Below are 23,087 nucleotides of genomic sequence, written 5' to 3' on the forward strand. Positions count from 1 at the left end.
TTAGCCAAAAATAATAAAAATAATTAAACTTCAGGAAGTGTTACCCAGCTTTGATGAGCAATTGCTTTGTATTGAGCTGTCCTATAAAAATTAATTTTATCCGGCGAATTATATGCGGCCATTGTATCAACCAGCATATCTATATCTTCACCTGTGATTATTTCGTCATAGATCACTATTTCCTTAATCGTGTTTGAGTTTTCCTTATAATAATCAGTGACGATGAACTTACTGTTTGTGATGTCATGGTCTATTACGAGATCCTTTCCTTCTTGTTTAAACCACAAATGGCGCTTGTGAAAATCACTAAAATCTATAATGTCCCAATCAGTTAGGCTATTCCCCGTGGAGTCGATGGTTTTTATTTGTCCGCGATGAATACTAAACATGTAGGTATCACTTCCAGCGCCACCCACGAGAGTTTGATTGCCTGCATTAACGACTATAAAATCATTGCCATCATAGGTTCTGACTATTTTATCGTTACTGAAGAGAGACATATAGTCATCGCCATTTGTACCCTTGGCTGTTGTGCCGATTTCAAAATTACGAAGCCAGTTAATGCGGGGCGCACTCCCACTCATGTTTTCTTTGACTAACTCAAGAGTTTTCCGTTCATTAACAGTGAATGTGATTTCATCAAACTGATAATTTGATTGATGCAGTTTTTGCCATAAGGCCACTATATTTTCTCTGTTTCCTGTGGTTTTTTGATAATATTCTTCTATATCTACGGATGTGATGTTTTTTATTGCCTCTGAAATGACGGGTAATTCAGATATTACTGTATTGGTGCTGGCATCAAGTGAAGGTGATGTCTCAATCGTAGTCGGCTCTTTCGCCACGGTAGCATCTTCATTATTATACCCCTCCCCATGACTCACTATTGGAGCCTCGATTGGCTGCGATATTTCATCAAGGTTTGTATCCGGGCCATAAGAGAGCCGCAAGGCGGCAATATCATTAACTGAAAAGTATTCTGAGTCCTTATTGTTGAAGTTTCTGCTTTGGTTACTCATCACTGTTGAGCGTCCATAGCCATCATTTTCCAAGTGAATAAGCCCCAGTGCATGTCCAATTTCGTGGGCTACCAGCCCTTTACTGTATTCACGATTACGCTGAATTGTTACCACACTGTGTTCGCGATTATTTTCACTGAGCTGAAGGGTAAGCCCTATATTTGATATTCTATTTCTATATGGTTGGTTATTGTCATAAGTAAGAAAATGTAAGTTACTTTGGGTTGGATCTTCTATCTCACGAAACGCTAGCCCAATATTTTTTGCAAGACTGGTCAATATTTCCTTTACAATTCTTTTTAATGATTCACTAGCCTCAGTTAATGATATATCTGAATAATTTTTTCTATCGACATCAGTGATATCAGTTGAAAGGTCATGATCGAATTTTCCAAAATAATCAAGGATATTTGTTGGTGAGGTTTTATCAAAAGAGTAATAAAGCACTCTTTCTTCGGTCGGGTTTTTTGACCACTTATATTGATATTTATTTATTTGCTTTATGATATTTTCATTTGTATCACTCATGTAATAACCTTATTGATTTAAGTGTAATATATATCCAACATGATTAGTTATGTATCCCATTCGTTTTTATCATGAGATGCATGACAAGTGATTTATATCACGGGATAATTATTTTATTTCTTATAAATAATTACCTGTAGTTATAGGGTAAGTTATTTTTTTTGAAGTGTGAATATGAAATTAATACTATTAATCAGATGGGCAACCTATCCATAAATGGATAGGTTGTTATGCTATTATTTAATTAATGCAGAATTTTTGCTAGGAAGTCTTTGGCACGATCAGATTTAGGATTGTTAAAGAAATCATCTTTGTTGCTGTCTTCGACGATTTTCCCCTCATCCATAAAGATAACCCGGTTAGCCACTTTACGGGCAAAGCCCATTTCGTGGGTCACCACCATCATGGTCATCCCTTCCAGCGCCAGCTTGACCATGACATCCAGCACTTCATTGATCATTTCCGGATCAAGGGCTGAAGTGGGTTCGTCAAACAGCATTGCGATGGGGTCCATACAGAGTGCGCGAGCGATAGCCACACGTTGCTGTTGACCGCCAGATAACTGAGAGGGGAATTTATCAGCGTGAGTCGTCAGGCCGACGCGCTCCAACAATTTCAAGCCCTTTTCACGCGCTGCTGCTTTATCGCGCCCCAACACTTTGATTTGCGCCAGTGTCAGGTTCTCAATGATCGACAGGTGTGGGAAGAGTTCGAAATGCTGGAACACCATGCCCACTTTGGAACGCAACTGTGCCAGATTGGTCCCTTTATCATTCACGCCAATGCCATTAACAGTAATGCTGCCTTTTTGAATAGGTTCCAGCCCGTTAACGGTTTTGATTAAGGTTGATTTACCTGAGCCCGAAGGGCCGCAAACGACCACGACCTCACCTTTTTTAACTTCGGTGGTGCAGTCAGACAGCACCTGAAAGTGGCCGTACCACTTAGAAACATTTTTCAGGGAAATCATCAAACAGTCCTTTTCTTCAAATAGTTAACCAGCATCGACGCGGCAATACTGATAACGAAATAAACTAAACCGGCAAACAGCACCATTTCGACCCGAGTACCGTCCCGCTCGCCAATGTTGGTGGCGGTGCGGAAGAAATCGGCCAGGCTAAGGACATACACCAGTGATGTATCCTGAAATAACACTATCCCCTGAGTTAACAGCAGCGGCACCATGGCGCGAAAAGCTTGTGGCAGGATAACCAATCTCATCGACTGGCCTTGTGTCATGCCCAACGCCAGAGCGGCAGAAGATTGCCCACGGGAGATGCTTTGGATCCCGGCGCGGATAATTTCTGAGTAATAGGCCGCTTCAAACAGCGAAAAGGCTACCATGGCGGAGATTAACCGAATATCAGTTTTTGGTGATAAGCCCAGCACATTTTGTAATAAGCTCGGGACCACCAGATAGAACCACAGCAGTACCATAACCAACGGAATAGAGCGGAACACGTTGACATAGACGGTCGCAAACCAACTGATGGCTTTAATCGGTGACAGGCGCATCACTGCCAGAATTGTTCCCCAGATAATCCCAAACACGATAGCGGTAATGGTTATCTTGGCGGTAACAACCAAGCCTTGCAGCAGGTAAGGAATGCTGGGGCCGATAGAACTCCAATCAAATTCGTACATTATTTACTCCCCAGATTGCCGGGTAACTGCACTTTCTTCTCAACTAATCGCATTACCAACATGATCACGGCGTTGATCAGCACATAACCAAGAGTGATGGCGGTAAAGGATTCATAAGCGTGAGCTGAATAATCCAGCAATTTACCCGCTTGTGCCGCCATATCCACTAGGCCGATTGTTGAGGCAATCGCTGAGTTTTTAACCAGGTTAACCATTTCTGAGGTCATCGGGGGAATAATCACCCGGTAAGCATTAGGCAGTAAAACATAGCGATAAGTCTGTGGCAGGGTTAACCCCATTGCCAGACCGGCCGCTTTCTGGCCACGAGGCAGTGATTGAATCCCTGCGCGTACCTGTTCGCAAACCCGGGCCGCAGTAAATAAGCCAAGGCAGATCACGGAGGAGAGGAAGAACTGTATATTTGGATCCAACTCACTTTTAAACCACATGCCAATATCAACCGGCAACAGTTCAGGGACCACCAGATACCAGGTAAAGAATTGTACAATCAGGGGGACGTTACGAAATAGTTCAACGTAACAGGTGCCTATTCCTGACAGAATTCGATTGGGCACGGTTCTTAAAATGCCAAACAGTGAGCCAATGAAGAAAGCGATCACCCAAGCGCACAGTGACAACGCGACGGTGACTTGAAAGCCGGACCAAATCCAGCCGAGATAGGTGGTATTGCCGAAAGGGGCAGCTTGCAAGAAAATGCCCCAGTTCCAGTCTATTGACATAACGAACTCCCTTAAAAGGATGGATAAGCCATCCTGATGACTGATGATTCACTGCGTTGCGGCCTTCCGAGGGTGAACAAAAAAATGCGGAGTGGGGAACGGCCACCCCGCATCAAATTAGCCCAATCGGTCCATCATCAATCAGTAGGGCAGGTAGCACCCGCCCTGATTATTATTGTTAGTTCAATGCTTTATCGTTAGGTGCTTTGAACAGCGCCTTCATTTCATCAGACAGTGAGAAATTCAGGTTAAGATTTTTAGGTGGAATTGGGTTTTTGAACCAGCGGTCAAATGACTTCTCAGCCACGCCAGAAGTTTGTGCGGTGGCGATGGTTTCATCCAATAGTGCTTTAAATGCTGGGTCGTTTTTACGCAGCATACAGCCGTAAGCTTCCTGAGATTGTGCCGTACCGACGATATCCCATTGGTCTGGTTTTTTGGCTTTTGCACGTTCGCCCGCTAACAGCGCATCATCCATCATAAAGGCAACTGCGCGGCCACTTTCCAATGTGCGGAAAGAGTCACCGTGGTCTTTAGCGCTGATGATGCGCATATTCAATTTGTCTTTTTCATTCAGCTTATTCAGCAGAACTTCAGATGTGGTACCCGATGTAACGACAACAGTTTTACCTGCCAAGTCTTTGAAATCTTTTACTTCAGAACCTTTTTTGGTCAGCAAACGGGTGCCGACGACAAAAATGGTGTTAGAGAACGAAGCCTGTTGCTGACGTTCCAGATTATTGGTGGTAGAACCACACTCAAAATCAAAGGTGCCATTTTGCAGTAATGGAATACGGTTCTGTGAAGTGATCGGAATCAGTTTTACCTGTAAATCAGGTGCGTTAAGTTTTTTCTTAACCGCATCAACGATCAGATCAGAATAATCTTGTGCATAACCAACCACTTTCTGCTGATTATCATAATAAGAGAATGGAACAGAAGACTCACGGTGGCCTACCACGATAACGCCGCTGTCTTTAATCTTCTTCAGAGTATCAACTGAGGCTTCCGCTTTCGCTGCGGGTTGTGCTGCCGCTTCTTCTGCTTGGGCTACGCTACTTGCCATCCCAGCTAACAGTAGCGCTAACGCCAATTTACGCATATGCATGGTCCAACTCCTTTGCTGTTGTTTTATTACTTAATGTTGTGTTTAAAAACAATGTCATACAAAAAATGTCGTACAAAAAAACAGTGCTCAGCTCAATGTTGTTAGACGAAAAATCGGTTTGTTTCGTTTTGGCGGTCCAACCACCGATGTTTTGTTGGCTAACACTCGGTTTTCGCTGTTACTTGTATCAGATTATCTTTAAAAAATAGCAAATTGTTATGTGAATGATGAATAAATGTTTGTTTTTTGAGACGTAAATCGCACCAAATAGAGGCAATAAAACACCCGTGCACTTTGATGGTGCGTGATACGCCCTATAAATGTGCGGGCGAAAAACCGCGATCCTTTATTCGAAACTACCCTTTGCGTGCCTACTGCGGCAATACCCTACAATAGCTAAATGATTGACGGGTACTTACAGATAGTTAACACATTATGATTAAAAACAATGCAAGGTCTGTGCCAGTCGCGGGGTAACAAGGAGGGTAAAGCCCTGCTAATTGAGGGCCATAGGCGATAACTCGGGGAAGAGGTAATGAGACAGTGTTCAGATGGCGACGTCTGACTGCGGGTCAGCTTAACTGATGATTATTGAGTGCCAGATGGGCCTTAAAGACGTCTAATGCCGTTGGAACGTCTTCTTTCCCCACATGTTTCTCAGGATTCCACAGGTCGGCAAAGGTAATCGCGCGGCCACAATGGATAAATACTTCATCCACTTCAATCACGAATACACTGCGGGCAGGGTGGCCGTTTTGGCTGAAACGCTCACAAAGCGCCGGATCAACCGAAATCTTTGCGCGGCCATTCACCCGAAAACCTTCAGTCCAGCCAGGGATCAGGAACAAGATACCGATAAACGGGTTATGCAGCAGATTGCGGATGCCATCAAGGCGATTATTTCCCGGACGGTCTGGCAACAGCAAGGTTTTGCTATCCTGCACATGGATAAAACCCGGTTCTCCGCCTTTTGGCGAGCAGTCTATCCCGTTGGCGCCCAGTGTACCCAGCACCGCAAAAGGTGCTGCGGCGATCAGCTTTTTGGCGTAATCATCAATGTGATCAATCTGTTTCTTCAACACATTTTGGTTCGGGGGGGCGTAATGCTCATTTAATTGCGCTTCGGTGGTGAGGATAAATTCAGGATTCAGTGACATAAGGCTCTCAATTTTCACGTGCTTACCCTTTGTTCTTGGGGCTACTAAGGGTAAGCAAATCGTGATTCTTTTGCTTACACCCCAGCAACGCCAATTTTTTAGGGTATATCGATTATTTTTTATCAGTTCGGCAACGGGTAGCGCGATACAGCGTTAATGCACCAAGAACCAGTGTGATGATCCACATCGGCCATGAGCCAAAACGGGCGTAAGGTGTGACACCGGTCGTTGGTGTGACTTTAACTTCAAGTACCTGCTGAGTGAATTGCGGGATCTGCGCCAGCACTTCACCCATCGGGCCAACTGCCGCAGTAATGCCATTATTGGTGCTGCGCAGCAAAGGACGACCCAATTCCAGTGCACGCATACGTGCCATCTGGAAATGCTGCCAAGGCCCGATAGAGTGGCCGAACCATGCATCGTTTGAGATAGTCAGCAGGAAGTTGGTATCAGGGTTAAAGTTATCCCTTACCTGTTGACCCAAAACGATTTCATAGCAGATGGCGGCTGTCAGATTAAATCCAGCCACATTAAGCTGTGGTTGTACGTAACCCCCACGACTAAATGATGACATCGGTAAATCAAAGAATGGAGCCAGCGGGCGCAGCAGGGACTCGAGCGGCACAAACTCCCCAAAGGGAACCAAGTGATGCTTACTGTAACGGTTCTGAGTCGGATATTGGTAGGGCTCTTTTCCACCCAACACAATGATGCTGTTAAAGAAGTGATACCCCTGCCCTTCAGGGCGACGCTGAGCATCAACAATCCCGGTAATCAGGCTACTGTGATTTGCTCGCATCAGGCTATCGACCATGGTCAGGAAAGGAGCTTGATCGGTTTCAATATCAGGAATGGCAGATTCCGGCCAGATGATAATGGGGGCTTTCCCCATGAACGGGCGGGTTTCATCCATATAAATTTGCAGCGTGGTCAGCAGGACTTTTGGGTCCCACTTCATTGACTGCGCAATGTTACCTTGTACCATCGCAATATTGACTGCGCGTTCAGGCTCTGGTGTGAACCAATGCAACTGGCGCAGTGGCCATGGCAGTAATAACAGCGCCAGCGCGACAACAGCAGCAATAATACGGCGTTGATAACAGGCATAGACCAGTAACCCACTGATTGTCATCAATATAAAGGTTACGCCATCAACACCGAGAATCGGCGCGATACCCCGCAGTGGGCCATTAATCTGGCTGTAACCAAATTGCAGCCACGGAAAGCCGGTCAATACCCAGCCGCGTAGGAATTCAGTCAGCTGCCACACGACTGGTGCGGCAATTGCCAGCCGCCACCAGGTCGATTTTGGGCAAATTCGCGCTAATACACCGGCAAACAGCATGGTGTAAAGTGACAGATAGGCCGCCAGTAACACCACCAGGAAGATATTGATTGCCGTCGGCATGCCACCAAATTCGGAAATACTGACATACACCCAGTTAATACCGGTGCCGAACTGCCCCATCCCCCAACAAAAGCCAATAAACGCGGCTTGTTTGGTGCTGCGATTTAGTGTCAGGCTGAGTAAGCCAAATAGCGAAACGATAGCCGCAGGCCAGTGATCGAATGGCGAATAGGCCAGCGTACCGCAGGCGCCAAAAAATAGCGCCAGTAGGGCGCGAACCCACTGGCGTTGAAGGTATGAAGCGATAGGCATCGAGGATTTATTCTTCCAGTTTGGGTTGCGGAGCATCATCCGGGATTTTTACGTGAACTTGAATGATACGTCGGCTATCCGCCATGGCAACTTTAAATAAGTAACCTTCAATTTCAATGGTTTCACCTCGGGAAGGTAAGTGGCCAAAAGCTTGCATGACCAAGCCACCGATGGTGTCCACTTCATCGTCGCTGAAATGGGTGTTGAACACTTCATTGAAATCTTCAATTTGGGTCAGTGCACGAATCGTATAGGTGTGCCGACTGAGTTGACGGACATCTCTGTCTTCTTCATCATCATACTCATCTTCTATCTCGCCAACGATCAGCTCAAGAATATCTTCAATGGTCACCAGCCCTGAAACGCCACCAAACTCATCAATGACTATGGCCATATGATAGCGTTGAGAACGGAACTCCTTCAGCATCCGATCGACACGCTTACTCTCTGGCACCACAATCGCCGGCCGTAAGACTTTATCAATGCTGAATGGCTCGGAATCTGTGCGCATAAACGGCAGCAGGTCCTTGGCCATCAGGATACCTTCAATGTGATCTTTGTCTTCGCTGATCACCGGAAAGCGGGAGTGAGCAGATTCAATAATCACATCCAGACACTCATCCAGCGTTTGATTACGCTTTAGTGTGACCATCTGAGAACGGGGGATCATGATGTCCCGCACGCGCTGCTCGGCGATATCCATCACGCCTTCCAGCATGTCTCGGGTATCGGGATCGATCAGATCGTTTTGTTCAGAATCACGGATAAGCTCTACCAGATCGCCGCGGTTTTTAGGTTCACCGTGGAATAACTGGTTAAGGATAAGAGTAAAGAACCCTTTCTTGGGACTGGGGCTATCATTGTTTTGTGAGTGGTCGTCGCTCATGGCGTTTTAGTTAAGTTTACCCATATTAGTGATCATTATTTCAGCAGCGGTAAATTCACGCTGCTGACGGTTTATTCGGGGTCTTTCTCTGAAATATAGGGATCTGGGTAACCCAGACTCTGCATAATTTCAGTCTCAATCGACTCCATTTCTTCTGCTTCATCATCAACGATGTGGTCATACCCTAGCAGATGGAGACTGCCGTGAACAACCATATGCGCCCAATGAGCAAATAGTGCTTTCTCTTGCTCGGTAGCTTCCTGCTCAACTACCTGCCGACAAATGATTAAATCACCCAATAATGGCAGTTCAATTTCAGGTGGGGCCTCAAAAGGAAAAGACAACACATTGGTCGATTTATCTTTGCCACGATAGGTCAGATTCAACTCATGACTTTCTGCTTCATCCACCAAGCGGATGGTGACTTCGGCGACTTCCTGAAACTGAGGTAATACCGCTTCCAGCCACCGCTGAAAATCGGCTTCTGTGGGTAAACCCTGGCTATCGGCGCAGGCAATTTGTAAATCGAGTATAACTTGGCTCACGGAGCCTCCTGCTCAGACGGGGTATGATTTTCCCGCTTACGTTGTTCGGCAATGGCATCTTTGCGTTTTTGTTCCGCAGCTTCCCAAGCTTCATAGGCGATAACCACCTGTGCGACCACGGGATGGCGCACCACATCTTCACTATGGAAGAAGTTAAAGCTCAGCTCTTCTACCCCAGACAGCACCTCAATGGCGTGGCTTAAGCCAGATTTCTGGTGGCGTGGCAGGTCAGTTTGCGTGATATCACCGGTAATCACCGCCTTGGAGTTGAAGCCCATACGGGTCAGGAACATTTTCATCTGTTCGATGGTGGTGTTCTGGCTCTCATCCAAAATGATAAATGCATCATTCAGGGTACGACCCCGCATATAGGCCAGCGGCGCGACTTCAATCACGTTGCGCTCAATCAGTTTTTCAACCCGCTCGAAGCCCAGCATTTCAAACAGGGCGTCATACAGTGGGCGCAGATAAGGGTCAACTTTCTGGCTCAGGTCACCGGGCAAGAAGCCAAGCTTTTCGCCTGCTTCAACCGCAGGACGGGTTAGCAAGATACGTCGTACATTCTGGCGCTCTAGCGCATCCACTGCGGCAGCAACCGCCAGGTAGGTTTTACCCGTACCGGCTGGGCCAATGCCAAAGGTGATATCGTGATCGAGAATATTGGCGATGTACTGCGCCTGATTGGGTGTGCGCGGTTTGACCATCCCACGTTTGGTTCGGATGTTCACGGCCTTACCGTAATCCGGCACACTTTCGGCGGTTTGCTCCAGAACGCGGCTCTCTTTCACCGCGAGGTGGATATCTTCTGGCGAGATATCTGGGATCACTCCGCGAATTGGGGCGGTATCGACATACAGATGGCGCAGGATATCTGCCGCTGCAACTACGCAGATATTCTTACCGACTAACTTAAAGCGGTTATCTCGGCGATTAATTTCGATCCCTAATCGGCGCTCCAACTGCTTAATGTTGTCATCAAAAGGACCGCACAAACTCAGCAGACGCTGATTATCGGCGGGTTCCAGCAAGATTTCTTGTGTCACTACGTGCAAACTGTTTCTCTGAGTCACTGCGTTCCTCTGGGTGTATCATTTATCGATATGACGTCAATCATACATGCCATTTAATAATTATTCATGGTACACGACGCAGACGCAAGTTTACGGCTTTCTGTATCTATTCAAATAGCGACTGCTGAGCGGTGCAACTTAAAAAGTCAGAATCTGCGCAGCGTCACGCTAAAATAAAATAGGCACTGACCTTGCAGCGCCTACTTTTGCGAGTTAGCTCGAACAATTCGGTATCAGAGAATTCGGTATCAGGGTTGATACTGACCTACACCGATTTCATTCTCTTTACGTGTGCGGGCAATAACTGATTGCGGGGATTCAAGAACTCGCAGATCCATCTGGTCTTCGGTACGCAGCAAGATACCTCGCAGTGAGCTGGCATAAACGTCAATAATTTCCACATCAACGAATTTACCGATCATGCTCGGTGTCCCCTCAAAATTCACCACCCGATTATTTTCAGTGCGACCGGCTAGCTCCATGGCATTTTTACGGGAGGGGCCTTCTACCAGAATACGCTGCACGCTGCCAATCATTTCGCGGCTGATGTCCATCGCCTGTTGAGTGATGCGCTGTTGCAGAATATGTAGCCGCTGCTTTTTCTCTTCTTCCGACACATCATCTGGGAGGTCCGCCGCCGGTGTCCCGGGGCGCGACGAGTAAATAAAGCTGTAGCTGGTATCAAAGCGGATATCCGCCACCAGTTTCATGGTTTGCTCAAAATCTTGCTGAGTTTCGCCGGGGAAACCGATAATAAAATCAGAACTGATTTGGATGTCGGGTCGCGCCTGACGCAGTTTGCGGATGATGGCTTTGTATTCCAGCGCAGTGTGGGCGCGCTTCATCATGGTTAAAATACGGTCAGAACCACTCTGCACTGGCAGATGCAGGAAGCTCACCAGCTCTGGAGTATCACGATAAACATCAATAATATCGTCAGTAAATTCAATTGGGTGGCTGGTGGTAAAGCGCAGGCGATCAATTCCGTCTATGGCCGCAACCAGCCGTAATAGCTCGGCAAAACTACAGATATCACCATCATAGGTGGCGCCGCGATAGGCATTTACATTCTGGCCGAGCAGATTCACTTCCCGTACACCTTGAGCTGCTAACTGCGCAATCTCAAACAAAATATCGTCACTTGGACGGCTGACCTCTTCGCCACGAGTGTATGGCACTACGCAGAAAGTACAGTATTTATTGCAGCCTTCCATGATAGAGACAAATGCGGTAGGGCCTTCCGCGCGAGGTTCTGGCAGGCGGTCAAACTTTTCTATTTCAGGGAAGCTGATATCCACCACCGAGCTGTGCGTGCCTTGGACGTGGTTAATCATTTCTGGCAAGCGATGCAGGGTTTGTGGCCCGAAGATAATATCGACGCAGGGGGCGCGCTGGCGCAGATGTTCCCCTTCCTGCGAGGCCACACAACCGCCGACACCAATGATCAGCTCAGGATTTTTCTCTTTCAGTAATTTCCAGTGGCCTAGCAGACTGAACACCTTCTCTTGGGCTTTTTCGCGTATTGAGCAGGTATTTAGCAGCAGTAAGTCAGCGTCTTCAGGGATCTCTGTTAACTGGTAACCATGGGTGCTGGCCAGCAAATCAGCCATTTTAGATGAATCATATTCATTCATCTGGCAGCCCCAGGTTTTGATATGCAGTTTTTTAGTCATTGAATTATTCATCATAAAGATCATATTGCGCGGCGTTTGTGCCGTGTTCTGCAAGCGAGAGTGCTGCCCCGCAATCGAATGAGTGGTTAGCGCAAAGGCTCAGTCGTTGAGGGGTATTGTAGTCATTTGCTAGTGCGATGACCACCGCATAACAGCTGACTTATTCTGATGCAGAGGGAAAAATCCGGTACACTTATGACCAACAAAATACTTGTCTATGCAAGTATTATTTTAACTTTTAAAGCACAACTAAAATGAATAAATCGCAACCAAATTATGATGTTGTGGTCGTCGGTGGTGGCATGGTAGGCGCTGCGGCGGCATTAGGACTGGCACAAGCTGGCTGGTCAGTGGCGTTACTGGAGCATGAGGCTCCGGCTTCGTTTGATGCCAGCAGTGTGCCGGATTTACGGGTTTCCGCCATTGGATGTACCTCGGTGGCGCTGCTTAAGCAGCTCGGGGCATGGTCACGGGTCCAGCAAATGCGCTATGCGCCTTATCGCCGACTGGAGACTTGGGAACAGCCTGGCTCGCAAGTTATCTTTGATGCGGCATCACTGTCGTTGCCGGAACTGGGTTTTATGGTTGAAAACCGAGTTTTGCAGTTAGCACTGTGGCAACAGATAGTAGAGTGCCAAAATTTGACGTTGCTGTGCCCATCACGGCTGCAAACTATGATCAGAGTAGATAACTACTGGAAAATCACGTTAGATGCGCAGCAAGAGATACAGGGCCATTTAGTCATAGGCGCTGATGGCGCAAATTCTCTGGTAAGACATTTAGCGGGTATTGGTACCAGTGGTTGGCAGTATCGTCAGTCTTGCATGCTCATCACGGTAGAAACCGATACCGCTCAGCAAGACACCACCTGGCAACAGTTCTTTCCCTCCGGGCCCCGTGCTTTCCTGCCGCTGTTTGATCGCTGGGCATCGTTGGTCTGGTACGACAGCCCGCAGCGTATCCGCCAGCTTCAGGCGATGCCGATGGCGCAATTGAATCAGGAAATAGCGGCAGCCTTCCCGTCCCGTTTGGGGGCGGTTAAGGCGATTGCCGCGGGCTCTTTCCCGCTGGTCCGCCGTCATGCGCAGCATTATGTGCAGCCAGGGCTAGTATTACTGGGGGATGCTGCCCATACCATTAATCCGCTTGCCGGGCAGGGGGTTAATCTGGGGTATCGAGATGTTGACGCGCTGCTTAATGTGTTGAATCAGGCCCGTGAACTGGCAGAACCTTGGCAGAGTGAACAGGTATTACTGCGTTACCAGCGCCGCCGACGTACTGATAATCTGATTATGCAAAGCGGCATGGATCTGTTTTACACCGCCTTCAGTAATGACCTACCACCAGTAAAATTTGTGCGTAATTTAGCACTGATGGCTGCGCAGAGGGCCGGTAAGCTTAAAGAGCAGGCATTGAGGTATGCGTTGGGGTTGTAGGGGTGTTTTATGTGCAGTTATTACCTGTAAGCAAATTTGGCTCTGCTTACAGGTAATAACTCTTCTTGGACCTATAACTCAAGAATGCAAAAAGCCCGCCGAAGCGAGCTTTTCTAAATTTGGCTGGGGTACGAGGATTCGAACCTCGGAATGCTGGAATCAGAATCCAGTGCCTTACCGCTTGGCGATACCCCAAAAGATGGTGGCTACGACGGGAATCGAACCTGTGACCCCAGCATTATGAGTGCTGTGCTCTAACCAGCTGAGCTACGTAGCCATCCTGAAATCTTTATTCTTAAGGAATTGTATGGCTGGGATACCAGGATTCGAACCTGGGAATGCCAGGATCAAAACCTGGTGCCTTACCGCTTGGCGATATCCCAACTGAAATACAATTCTTTTTGTTACATCACAACTTTGCTGTCTTACAACTCACCATCAAAAAAAGATGGCTGGGATACCAGGATTCGAACCTGGGAATGCCAGGATCAAAACCTGGTGCCTTACCGCTTGGCGATATCCCATCTGCTGTGACAAACCGATGAACAAATAATGGTGCGGGAGGCGAGACTTGAACTCGCACACCTTGCGGCGCTAGAACCTAAATCTAGTGCGTCTACCAATTTCGCCACTCCCGCAAAAAGATGGTGGCTACGACGGGAATCGAACCTGTGACCCCAGCATTATGAGTGCTGTGCTCTAACCAGCTGAGCTACGTAGCCATCTTTTTTCGCATTACCTTCATCGGCGTTGCGGGGCGCATTATGCGTATATGGCCGAATTGCGTCAACTAGTTTTTTCCCGAAAAAGCGCTGAAAGGGTTCGTTTGTTTGGCTTGTGAACAGTCTGGCGATTAAATGAACGATAATGGTAATTAATTATTGAATTTGCCAGCAAAAGGAATCGTTGGCGATATCCTGAGTCCCTGACCGGGGAGGGTTATTCCACATAAAAAACAAGGCCGCCAAAGGCGACCTTGATAGCAGAATATTGAATACGAATAGATTGATTATCTGTAATCGAATTCAGTTATTTATATGCGTCCTGATGAACGCCTACCGCGCGACCTGATGGGTCATCCATATTTTTGAATGATTCATCCCATTCGATAGCTTTAGCTGATGAACAAGCAACAGATGGGCCGCCAGGGACACATTCAGCCGCACTTGGCAGCGGGAACAGCTCTTCAAAGATTTCGCGATACAAATAGCCCTCTTTTGACGATGGCGTGTTGTACGGGAAACGGAAGTGGGCAGTTTCCATTTGTTGGTCAGTGACTTGCTCGGCCGCTTTCTCTTTTAATGTATCAATCCAGCTATAACCCACACCATCGGAGAACTGCTCTTTCTGACGCCATGCAACGCTGTGTGGCAAGTAGGATTCGAAACATTCACGCAGGACATGTTTTTCCATTTTACCATTGCCGCACATCTTGTCCTGCGGGTTGATTCGCATCGCGACATCAAGGAAGTTCTTATCCAGGAAGGGTACGCGGGCTTCAACACCCCAGGCGGACATCGCTTTGTTGGCGCGGGCGCAGTCAAACATATGCAGGGCCAGCAATTTACGCACAGTTTCTTCATGCAATTCTTTGGCGTTTGGCGCTTTGTGGAAGTAGAGGTAACCACCGAATACTTCGTCAGAACCTTCGCCAGACAGCACCATTTTAATGCCCATCGCCTTGATTTTACGCGACATCAAATACATTGGTGTCGAGGCGCGGATCGTGGTGACATCATAGGTTTCAATGTGATAAATCACATCGCGGATCGCATCCAGACCTTCTTGCACGGTGAAATGAATTTCATGGTGCACAGTGCCTAAATGGTTAGCCACTTCTTTCGCAGCACGTAAGTCCGGTGAGCCAATTAAACCCACGGCGAAGGAGTGCAACTGTGGCCACCAAGCCTCACTGCGCTCATCGTCTTCAACTCGACGGGCAGCAAATTTTTTGGTGATGGCAGAGATGACGGAGGAGTCCAAACCACCAGACAGCAATACGCCGTAAGGGACGTCAGACATCAGGTGACTTTTTACCGCTTCTTCTAATGCATTAGCAAGTTGTACTTTATCGGTAACATTGTCTTTGACATTATCGAAATCAAACCAATCGCGATGATAATACTCACGAATTTCGCCATCTTGGCTCCACAGGTAGCTGCCCGCTGGGAATTCTTTGATGGTGCGGCAAACGGGGACCAGTGCTTTCATTTCAGAGGCGACATACATGTTGCCGTGTTCGTCGTGGCCCATATACAGCGGGATAATTCCCAGATGGTCACGGCCAATCAGGTAGGCATCTTTCTCGGTATCGTATAAGACGAAAGCGAACATGCCTTGCAGATCATCAAGGAATTCAGGCCCTTTCTCCTGATACAACGCCAAAATAACTTCACAGTCTGAGCCCGTTTGGAACGCGTAGCGGTCACCATATTGCTGACGCAATGCCTGATGGTTATAGATCTCACCGTTGACCGCCAGAATATGGGTGCGAGCCTCATTAAGCAGAGGTTGGGCACCAGTATTGACGTCAACAATGGATAAACGTTCATGGGCGAGAATGGCTTTATCATTTGCCCACACACCAGACCAATCCGGTCCGCGGTGGCGCATTAAACGTGACATTTCCAGCGCTTTTTTGCGCAGTTCAATGGGGTCGGTTTTAAGGTCGAGGACCCCGAAAATAGAACACATAATAATCTCCCTAACTTCTCTGCTTTGGCGGTGATGATGTTGAATTTGAGTCGTTCATCGCTGGAACTGTTTTTCGCACTCTTGCTTGTGATTGATGCAAGCTATGCCCCATGACGATGCAGTCATCCGAATAATATTAAGCTGTATGTCAGAAATAGATGCAAAAAACACGCCAATTTACCGTTCTGATGCCTTAGCGCTATAGCTGGCGCGGTGGTAAGCGCTAAGCTAACAACCCTGTGGCGTCAAGGACGAAGGGTATAAAGAGAAAATGCGCCAAAATAGGGAGGAATGGCAAGAAACTTTGGTGCATTGCACTAAAAAAGGGAGTGAGACGAGAAAAGGCGTGGCGGCCATCGCCGCCAGCAGGGATTAGATAATATCGATTTCGGCAACAGAGGGGTAAACGTAACTCGGGCGGAATGGCATGGCTTCGATATCTGGCAGCGTTGAAACACCTGACAGGACCAAAATCGTTTCAAGGCCCGCCTGGAAACCAGCCAGAATATCGGTGCGCAAGTTATCACCCACAATGACGGTGCTTTCTGAATGCGCCTGCATCTTGTTCAGCGCGGCACGGATGATCCACGGGCTAGGTTTGCCGACATAAAATGGCTTGCGACCTGAAATTTTCTCAATCGGGGCGCAGAGTGCACCACAGGCTGGCGCGAAGCCGTGGCCGTGGCTATCAGGGTTGGTGGCAATAAAACGTGCGCCATTGGCGACAAAATAGGCGGCTTTATGCATCATGTCCCAGTTATAAGAGCGAGTTTCACCGACAATCACAAAATCAGGATTGATGTCAGTGATAGTAAAGCCTGCTTTATACAATTCGTGAACTAATGCCCCTTCACCCACCACATAGGCTTTTTTACCATCCTGACGACGCAGGAAATCAGCAGTGGCCATGGCTGAGGTGTAAAATGCACTTTCCGGCACATCAAGCCCTGCCGTGATAAAACGGTTAGCCAGATCTTGCGCGGTTTGTGACGGGTAGTTGGTCAGGATAACCAGTGGCATTCCGGCATTTTGTACGCGAGCCAAGAAATCATTGGCACCCGGTATCGCTTTATTGTCATGCAACAACACACCATCGATATCACATATAACGCTTTTAATTGTCATTGTTTAAATTACTCTTTTAGCGCGGTAATGAGTCACTATAACATGGTCGATTAGGGGATAGACCATGTAACTTCCTTATCGGCAGGTTAGTTTTCTAACAAGCGTTGCAACAAAACACCATTCAACATGGCGCGTTTCGCCAAGGCAAAAGCACCAATTGCGGATTGATGGTCAAGCTGCGAGGTGACTATCGGCAGATTCTGGCGGAAGTTTTTCAGTACTTGCGTGTTAATACAGCTTTGGATGGCGGGCAGCAGGATTTTGTCGGCTTCGATGATTTCACCGGCAATCACGACTTTTTGTGGATTAAATAAGTTGATGGCGATAGAGATGGCTTTGCCCAGATAGCGGCCCACATGCTCAATCACTTCGCCTGCCAGTAAATCACCCCGATTAGCCGCTTTGCAGATAGCACCAATATGACAATCATCGAGTGTTAACTTACTTGGGTAGCCCTGCGCGAGCAGGTGGCGCACACGGTTTTCAATCGCCGCATTGGAGGCGACGGTTTCCAGACAACCAAAGTTGCCGCAATAACAGCGCTCACCTAAAGGGTCAATCTGGATATGGCCGATCTCCCCTACGTTGCCGTTACTGCCTAAAAATATCTGGCTGTTGACGATGATACCGGCCCCGGTGCCTCGGTGCAGGCGAACCAATATGGAGTCTTCGCAATCACGCGTCGCACCAAAATAGTGCTCGGCCAGCGCCAGACTACGAATATCGTGACCAACAAAGCTGGTGACATTGAACCGATTTTGCAGATTTTCGACTAACGGCCAGTTGCTGACACTGATATGTGGCATATAGCGCACGATACCTTTGCTTGGCTCAACTAGCCCCGGGAGGATGACGGCAATGGCGATCAGTTCACGCAATTTGCGCTGATAAGCTTCAATAAATTGGCTGATGATATTGAATAGTGCATGTTCCAGTGTTTCTTGCGTACGTTCGGGCAGTGAATAGTGCTCTTCACCCAGCGATTTGCCGCCCATGTCAAACAGGGTAATGGTGGCATCGTGGCGGCCAAGACGGACAGCGATGGTGTGGAACTGGCGGTTTTCTGTGACGATGGAAATTGCGCGGCGGCCACCGGTGGAGGCTTGCTGATCGACTTCTTTGATCAGCCCGCGCTCCAACAGTTGGCGGGTGATTTTCGTGACACTGGCGGGGGCTAGCTGGCTGAGATCGGCAATCTGAATACGCGAAATCGGGCCTTGCTGATCAATAAGCCGGTAAACTACGGCACCATTGAGTTGCTTCACAAGATCCACATTACCAATTTGTGACTGTCCGCCGGTGCTCATCAATAAAATTACTCGCTTATTTTAAAACCTCGTTACCATTAACGATGGTTTTAGTGATTTTATAATCGCGGGTAAAGGCAGTCAGGTTGGCTACTTTGCCGACTTCAATACTCCCTAACTGCTTATCCACGCCAATAGCGCGGGCCGCATACAGTGTCGCCATCCGCAATACTTCATCTAGCGCGATGCCAACATGTTCCACACTGTTTTTGACCGCTTCGATCATCGTCAGTGCTGAACCGCTTAGTGTGCCATTTTCATCCACACATAAACCATCGCGATAGTATATTGTTTTACCAGCAAAAATAAATTGATCAATTTCAGCACCCGCTGGTGCGGTGGCATCGGTGACCAGTACCAGCTTGTCACCTTTCAGGTGTTTTGCGGTACGGATATTAGCCCAATCAACATGTAAACCATCTGCTATAACGCCGGTATAGACCTCAGGCGTATCAAAAATAGCCCCGATCAAACCTGGCTCGCGCCCCGAAATGTACGGCATTGCATTATAAAGGTGCGTCGCAAAGCGAATGCCAGCAGCAAATCCTTTACGAGCTTGCTTATAAGTTGCATTTGAGTGACCAGCAGAAACCAAAATACCCGCTTCTGTCAGTTGTTGAATATATTTCGCATCAACCATTTCTGGTGCCAGAGTGAATTTGGTAATCACATCCGCATTGGCACACAGGTAATCCACCATTTCAGCGGTAGGCTTACGGATAAACGCCGGATTATGGGTGCCTTTCTTCAACGGGTTAAGATACGGCCCCTCCAGATGCAGCCCCAGCGCCTGATGCTGGTTTTTTTGTAGATATGAACGCATGACATCAACGGCATGTTTCATGAATTCATCACTGCTGGTAATCAGTGTTGGCAGGAAGCTGGTGCAACCTGATTTTTCATTAGCGCGCTGCATGATATCCAATGTCTCTTCTGAGATAGCCTCAAGAGAATCATTGAACTGCACACCACCGCAACCATTTAACTGAACATCAATAAAACCGGGGGCCAGAATGGCACCACCCAAATCGCGTATCTCAATACCAGCCGGAAGTTCATCGACAGGACAGATACGTTCGATCAATCCATCAGCCACGACAACAGCATGATTATCCAGTACTTCATGGCTGGTATAAATACGGCCGTGAGTTAAAGCGTACATCTTAGCCCCCTGATATCAATTAAAGATCTTTGATGTTTTCAGCTTCCAATTCGTGGAAGTATTTTACAGTTTTGACTTTCAATTCCATAGTGGAAGGTTCGTCACACACCATGATGGCCTTGGCATGCAGTTGCAGGCAACTGATGGTCCACATGTGGTTGATGCTACCTTCAACAGCGGCTTGTAAGGCTTGAGCTTTACCGTGGCCGGTCACCAGAATCATCACTTCTTCCGCATCCAGCAATGTACCCACACCCACTGTAAGTGCATATTTAGGCACGAGATTTGCATCACCACCAAAGAAGCGTGAGTTAGCGATACGGGTTTCTTGGGTCAGGGTTTTGATACGGGTACGGGAAGCCAAAGAGGAGGCTGGTTCATTAAATGCGATATGGCCGTCAACGCCAACGCCACCCATGAACAGGTTAATTTTACCGTAAGACTTAATTTTCGCTTCGTAGCGACGGCACTCTTCATCGATATCCGGCGCGTTACCATTCAACAGGTTAATGTTCTCGGCAGGGATATCTACATGATCGAAGAAGTTAGTGTGCATGAAGGTGTAGTAGCTTTCCGGATGCTCTTGCGGCAAGCCGACGTACTCATCCATGTTGAAAGTGACAACATTTTTGAAGCTAATTTCACCGGCTTTATGCATCGCAACCAAGTGTTTGTAAGCTTCCATCGGTGTTCCACCGGTTGGCAGGCCCAGAACAAATGGGCGCTCAGCGGTCGGTTTGAACGCATTAATGCGGTTAACGATATGACGTGCTGCCCATTTACCAACTTCTGTGGTGTTTTTCAGTGGGATAAGTCTCATCTTGCACCTCTTGGGATTGGGAATAATGGCTATACTCTACGCGGTTTGAATCATTCAGCTAAGCGTAACTCAGATTTTGACTCATGCGCTGGTACAATGCTGTGTTCATTTTTCGAATGATAAAATAAGTTTTGTATCATGGCTAGTGAATTGGTGCTTTTTCGATAGTTTTTGGTGATATTTATCACAAAATAGGGGGTTTTAATTTGCGTTACGAAATAATTTTTTTACACTCCATAATGAGTTATTCGTGCCGTGAGTAAATAAAAGTGTGCAATGCGTTTTTCTAAAAGGTAGTGAGTAAAAATAAATAAACTACTTAAAGGGTCCGATATCGGACGAATAGGGGGAAAGGTGAATATTCTTAGTTACTTGCAAAAAGTGGGTCGGGCTTTGATGGTCCCTGTGGCCACACTGCCTGCTGCCGCGATATTGATGGGTGTTGGTTATTGGATCGACCCCGTTAGCTGGGGTGGTGATAATGCGCTAGCGGCGTTATTTATCAAATCCGGTGCCGCGATTATCGACAACATGTCCGTGCTGTTCGCCATTGGTGTGGCTTACGGTATGTCAAAAGACAAAGACGGTGCTGCTGCACTGACCGGCTTTGTGGGCTTCTTGGTATTAACCACGCTGTGTTCGCCTGCTGCGGTTTCGATGATTCAGAAGATTCCGATTGATCAGGTCCCAGCCGCCTTCGGCAAAATCAACAACCAGTTTGTGGGTATCCTGGTGGGTATCATCTCCGCTGAGTTGTACAACCGCTTTAGCGGCGTTGAATTGCCAAAAGCACTCTCCTTCTTCAGTGGTCGCCGTCTGGTTCCGATTCTGACGTCTTTCCTGATGATCGTTGTCGCTTTCATCCTGATGTACATTTGGCCATTGATTTATAACGCATTAGTGACCTTCGGCGAATACATCAAGGATATGGGTTCTGTTGGCGCGGGTATTTATGCCTTCTTCAACCGTTTACTGATCCCAGTCGGCCTGCATCACGCCTTGAACTCCGTGTTCTGGTTTGACGTGGCCGGTATTAACGATATTCCTAACTTCCTGGGTGGCCAACAGTCTATCGACTCTGGTAAAGCCATTGTGGGTATTACTGGCCGTTATCAGGCAGGTTTCTTCCCAATCATGATGTTCGGTTTACCGGGTGCGGCATTGGCGATTTATCACTGCGCACGTCCGGAAAATAGAGCGAAAGTGGCAGGTATCATGTTGGCGGGTGCGTTTGCAGCCTTCTTCACCGGTATCACTGAACCGCTTGAGTTCTCCTTCATGTTCGTCGCACCAGTGCTGTACTTCATCCACGCCGTGCTGACCGGTATTTCCGTGTTCATCGCTGCGAGCATGCATTGGATCGCGGGCTTTGGTTTCAGTGCGGGTCTGGTGGATATGGTGCTCTCATCCCGTAACCCGCTGGCAACACACTGGTACATGTTGATCCCACAAGGTTTGGTGTTCTTCGCCATTTACTACGTGGTGTTCCGTTTCACTATCCAGAAATTCAACTTGCTGACGCCTGGCCGTGAACTGGCGGTTGAGGGCAGCGAAGAAGATGGCTACGACGTGAACGTGAATAACGCGCCAGCTGTCAACGAAAGTGAAATCAATGGCTTGGCTCGTCGTTACATCGGTGCTATCGGTGGTTCAGATAACCTGACTGGCATCGACGCCTGTATTACTCGTCTGCGTTTGAACGTGAAAGACTCTGCATTGGTTAATGACAATGTGGCGAAGCGTTTAGGGGCGTCGGGCGTGATTCGCCTGAATAAACAAAGTGTGCAAGTGATTGTCGGTACGCGTGCAGAACTGATTGCTTCGGCAATGCGTGCTGTGTTGGCGGGTGGCCCAGTTCCAGCGGCAAGCAGCACTGCTACCCCTGCTGCGGCTCAGCCTCAGGCCGTGATTAACAGCACAAAAACAGCTTCATTAGTCTTGGTTTCACCCATTACCGGTGATGTTGTGGCTCTGGAGCAGGTTCCTGATGAAGCCTTTGCCAGCAAAGCGGTGGGTGAGGGTGTCGCCATCCGTCCTACCGATAAAATGGTGGTTTCTCCAGCGAACGGCACTATCGTTAAAATCTTCAATACTGACCATGCATTCTGTCTGGAAACTGAAACCGGCGCTGAAATTGTGGTTCATATCGGGATTGATACGGTGAAACTAAATGGTCAGGGCTTTACCCGCTTGGTTGAAGAGGGTGCCACTGTGGTTGCCGGTCAGCCAGTGCTGGAGCTGGATCTGGCTTACCTGAATGCCAATGCGCGCTCAATGATTAGCCCAGTTGTGGTTAGTAATATTGATGATTACGCCGGTATCTCGCTTCTGGCGGGTGACACTGTGGTCGCGGGTCAAAGCCAATTGTTTGAGATTCGTGGTAAATAATCAGTTCAGATAGGTGCGGAACGCCTAAGCACCTGAGCTGAATTTTCACCAAAGCAGCGGGAAGAGAGCAATCTCTTCCCGTTTTTTTGTTTTGTTTACTGTAACAAACGGTTGTTTCCGGGCCG

The 23,087-nt window shown here is 47.8% G+C and carries 18 protein-coding genes and 6 tRNA genes; 2 read left to right on the forward strand and 22 right to left on the reverse strand.

All coding sequences use genetic code 11. The annotated features are described in order from the left end of the window. Positions 1–23: 23 nt before the first annotated feature. The 11 genes from ACZ76_RS14940 to miaB form a co-directional block, all read right to left on the reverse strand. A complete protein-coding gene (locus tag ACZ76_RS14940) occupies positions 24–1,547 on the reverse strand; it encodes a reprolysin-like metallopeptidase (protein ID WP_048619641.1) in 1,524 nt (507 codons plus the stop codon). A gap of 244 nt (positions 1,548–1,791) precedes the next feature. Then, positions 1,792–2,517, reverse strand: a complete 726-nt coding sequence (locus ACZ76_RS14945) for an amino acid ABC transporter ATP-binding protein (RefSeq protein ID WP_004873313.1) — start codon at positions 2,515–2,517, stop codon at positions 1,792–1,794. Continuing rightward, positions 2,517–3,191 (reverse strand): glutamate/aspartate ABC transporter permease GltK, encoded by a 675-nt coding sequence (gltK, locus tag ACZ76_RS14950; protein ID WP_048619642.1) that lies wholly within the window; start codon positions 3,189–3,191, stop codon positions 2,517–2,519. The genes ACZ76_RS14945 and gltK overlap by 1 nt, the downstream gene beginning before the upstream one ends. Further along, on the reverse strand, positions 3,191–3,931 hold the full coding sequence (locus ACZ76_RS14955) for an amino acid ABC transporter permease (protein WP_048619643.1): 741 nt from the start codon (positions 3,929–3,931) through the stop codon (positions 3,191–3,193). Before ACZ76_RS14955 ends, gltK begins: the two co-directional genes overlap by 1 nt. A 178-nt stretch (positions 3,932–4,109) precedes the next feature. After that, complete coding sequence (locus ACZ76_RS14960; protein WP_048619644.1) at positions 4,110–5,039, reverse strand: glutamate/aspartate ABC transporter substrate-binding protein; 930 nt, start codon at positions 5,037–5,039, stop codon at positions 4,110–4,112. Between the two features lie 572 nt (positions 5,040–5,611). Next, entirely contained in the window at positions 5,612–6,196 is a 585-nt protein-coding gene (locus tag ACZ76_RS14965) for an MSMEG_1061 family FMN-dependent PPOX-type flavoprotein (RefSeq protein WP_048619645.1), read from the reverse strand. A 112-nt stretch (positions 6,197–6,308) separates the two neighbouring features. Then, on the reverse strand, positions 6,309–7,856 hold the full coding sequence (gene lnt / locus ACZ76_RS14970) for an apolipoprotein N-acyltransferase (RefSeq protein ID WP_048619646.1): 1,548 nt from the start codon (positions 7,854–7,856) through the stop codon (positions 6,309–6,311). Between the two features lie 7 nt (positions 7,857–7,863). Then, entirely contained in the window at positions 7,864–8,742 is an 879-nt protein-coding gene (gene corC / locus ACZ76_RS14975) for a CNNM family magnesium/cobalt transport protein CorC (RefSeq protein ID WP_004873307.1), read from the reverse strand. 71 nt (positions 8,743–8,813) lie between these two features. Continuing rightward, the gene (gene ybeY, locus ACZ76_RS14980) at positions 8,814–9,287 is read right to left on the reverse strand and encodes an rRNA maturation RNase YbeY (RefSeq protein WP_048619647.1); all 474 of its coding nucleotides are present in this window, start codon (positions 9,285–9,287) and stop codon (positions 8,814–8,816) included. Then, positions 9,284–10,357, reverse strand: coding sequence for a PhoH family protein (locus tag ACZ76_RS14985; RefSeq protein ID WP_172666804.1), 1,074 nt, complete (start codon positions 10,355–10,357; stop codon positions 9,284–9,286). The genes ybeY and ACZ76_RS14985 overlap by 4 nt, the downstream gene beginning before the upstream one ends. 248 nt (positions 10,358–10,605) lie before the next feature. After that, entirely contained in the window at positions 10,606–12,030 is a 1,425-nt protein-coding gene (gene miaB, locus ACZ76_RS14990) for a tRNA (N6-isopentenyl adenosine(37)-C2)-methylthiotransferase MiaB (RefSeq protein WP_048620325.1), read from the reverse strand. Positions 12,031–12,284: 254 nt separating this feature from the next. Here miaB and ubiF point away from each other — a divergent pair, with 254 nt between their 5' ends. Then, on the forward strand, positions 12,285–13,466 hold the full coding sequence (gene ubiF / locus ACZ76_RS14995) for a 3-demethoxyubiquinol 3-hydroxylase (RefSeq protein ID WP_048619648.1): 1,182 nt from the start codon (positions 12,285–12,287) through the stop codon (positions 13,464–13,466). A gap of 120 nt (positions 13,467–13,586) precedes the next feature. On the opposite strand, the gene ACZ76_RS15000 is transcribed toward ubiF, so the two are convergent. The 11 genes from ACZ76_RS15000 to nagB all read right to left on the reverse strand — a co-directional run bounded on the left by ACZ76_RS15000 (position 13,587) and on the right by nagB (position 20,574). Further along, positions 13,587–13,661 (reverse strand) — tRNA-Gln (locus ACZ76_RS15000). A gap of 5 nt (positions 13,662–13,666) precedes the next feature. After that, positions 13,667–13,743: transfer RNA gene (locus tag ACZ76_RS15005), tRNA-Met, on the reverse strand. A 31-nt stretch (positions 13,744–13,774) separates the two neighbouring features. Further along, positions 13,775–13,849 (reverse strand) — tRNA-Gln (locus tag ACZ76_RS15010). A 66-nt stretch (positions 13,850–13,915) separates the two neighbouring features. Next, a tRNA-Gln gene (locus ACZ76_RS15015) sits at positions 13,916–13,990 on the reverse strand. Between the two features lie 29 nt (positions 13,991–14,019). Further along, positions 14,020–14,104 (reverse strand) — tRNA-Leu (locus ACZ76_RS15020). Between the two features lie 7 nt (positions 14,105–14,111). After that, a tRNA-Met gene (locus ACZ76_RS15025) sits at positions 14,112–14,188 on the reverse strand. A gap of 307 nt (positions 14,189–14,495) precedes the next feature. Then, positions 14,496–16,160 carry an asparagine synthase B gene (gene asnB / locus ACZ76_RS15030; RefSeq protein ID WP_048619649.1) on the reverse strand — a complete coding sequence of 555 codons (1,665 nt, stop codon included), beginning with the start codon at positions 16,158–16,160 and terminating at the stop codon, positions 14,496–14,498. Positions 16,161–16,532: 372 nt separating this feature from the next. Continuing rightward, on the reverse strand, positions 16,533–17,285 hold the full coding sequence (locus tag ACZ76_RS15035; RefSeq protein WP_048619650.1) for an HAD-IIA family hydrolase: 753 nt from the start codon (positions 17,283–17,285) through the stop codon (positions 16,533–16,535). Positions 17,286–17,371: 86 nt separating this feature from the next. After that, complete coding sequence (gene nagC / locus ACZ76_RS15040) at positions 17,372–18,592, reverse strand: DNA-binding transcriptional regulator NagC (protein WP_048619651.1); 1,221 nt, start codon at positions 18,590–18,592, stop codon at positions 17,372–17,374. Positions 18,593–18,608: 16 nt separating this feature from the next. Beyond that, positions 18,609–19,754, reverse strand: coding sequence for an N-acetylglucosamine-6-phosphate deacetylase (gene nagA, locus ACZ76_RS15045; protein ID WP_048619652.1), 1,146 nt, complete (start codon positions 19,752–19,754; stop codon positions 18,609–18,611). Positions 19,755–19,773: 19 nt separating this feature from the next. Continuing rightward, positions 19,774–20,574: a glucosamine-6-phosphate deaminase gene (gene nagB / locus ACZ76_RS15050; RefSeq protein ID WP_048619653.1), complete on the reverse strand. Its 801-nt coding sequence runs from the start codon at positions 20,572–20,574 to the stop codon at positions 19,774–19,776. 354 nt (positions 20,575–20,928) lie between these two features. Between nagB and nagE the strand changes: the two genes are divergently transcribed. Then, the gene (gene nagE / locus ACZ76_RS15055) at positions 20,929–22,962 is read left to right on the forward strand and encodes an N-acetylglucosamine-specific PTS transporter subunit IIBC (protein WP_048619654.1); all 2,034 of its coding nucleotides are present in this window, start codon (positions 20,929–20,931) and stop codon (positions 22,960–22,962) included. Positions 22,963–23,087: the final 125 nt, after the last annotated feature.

It is taken from the genome of Yersinia aleksiciae (genome assembly GCF_001047675.1).
Lineage (GTDB): Bacteria > Pseudomonadota > Gammaproteobacteria > Enterobacterales > Enterobacteriaceae > Yersinia > Yersinia aleksiciae.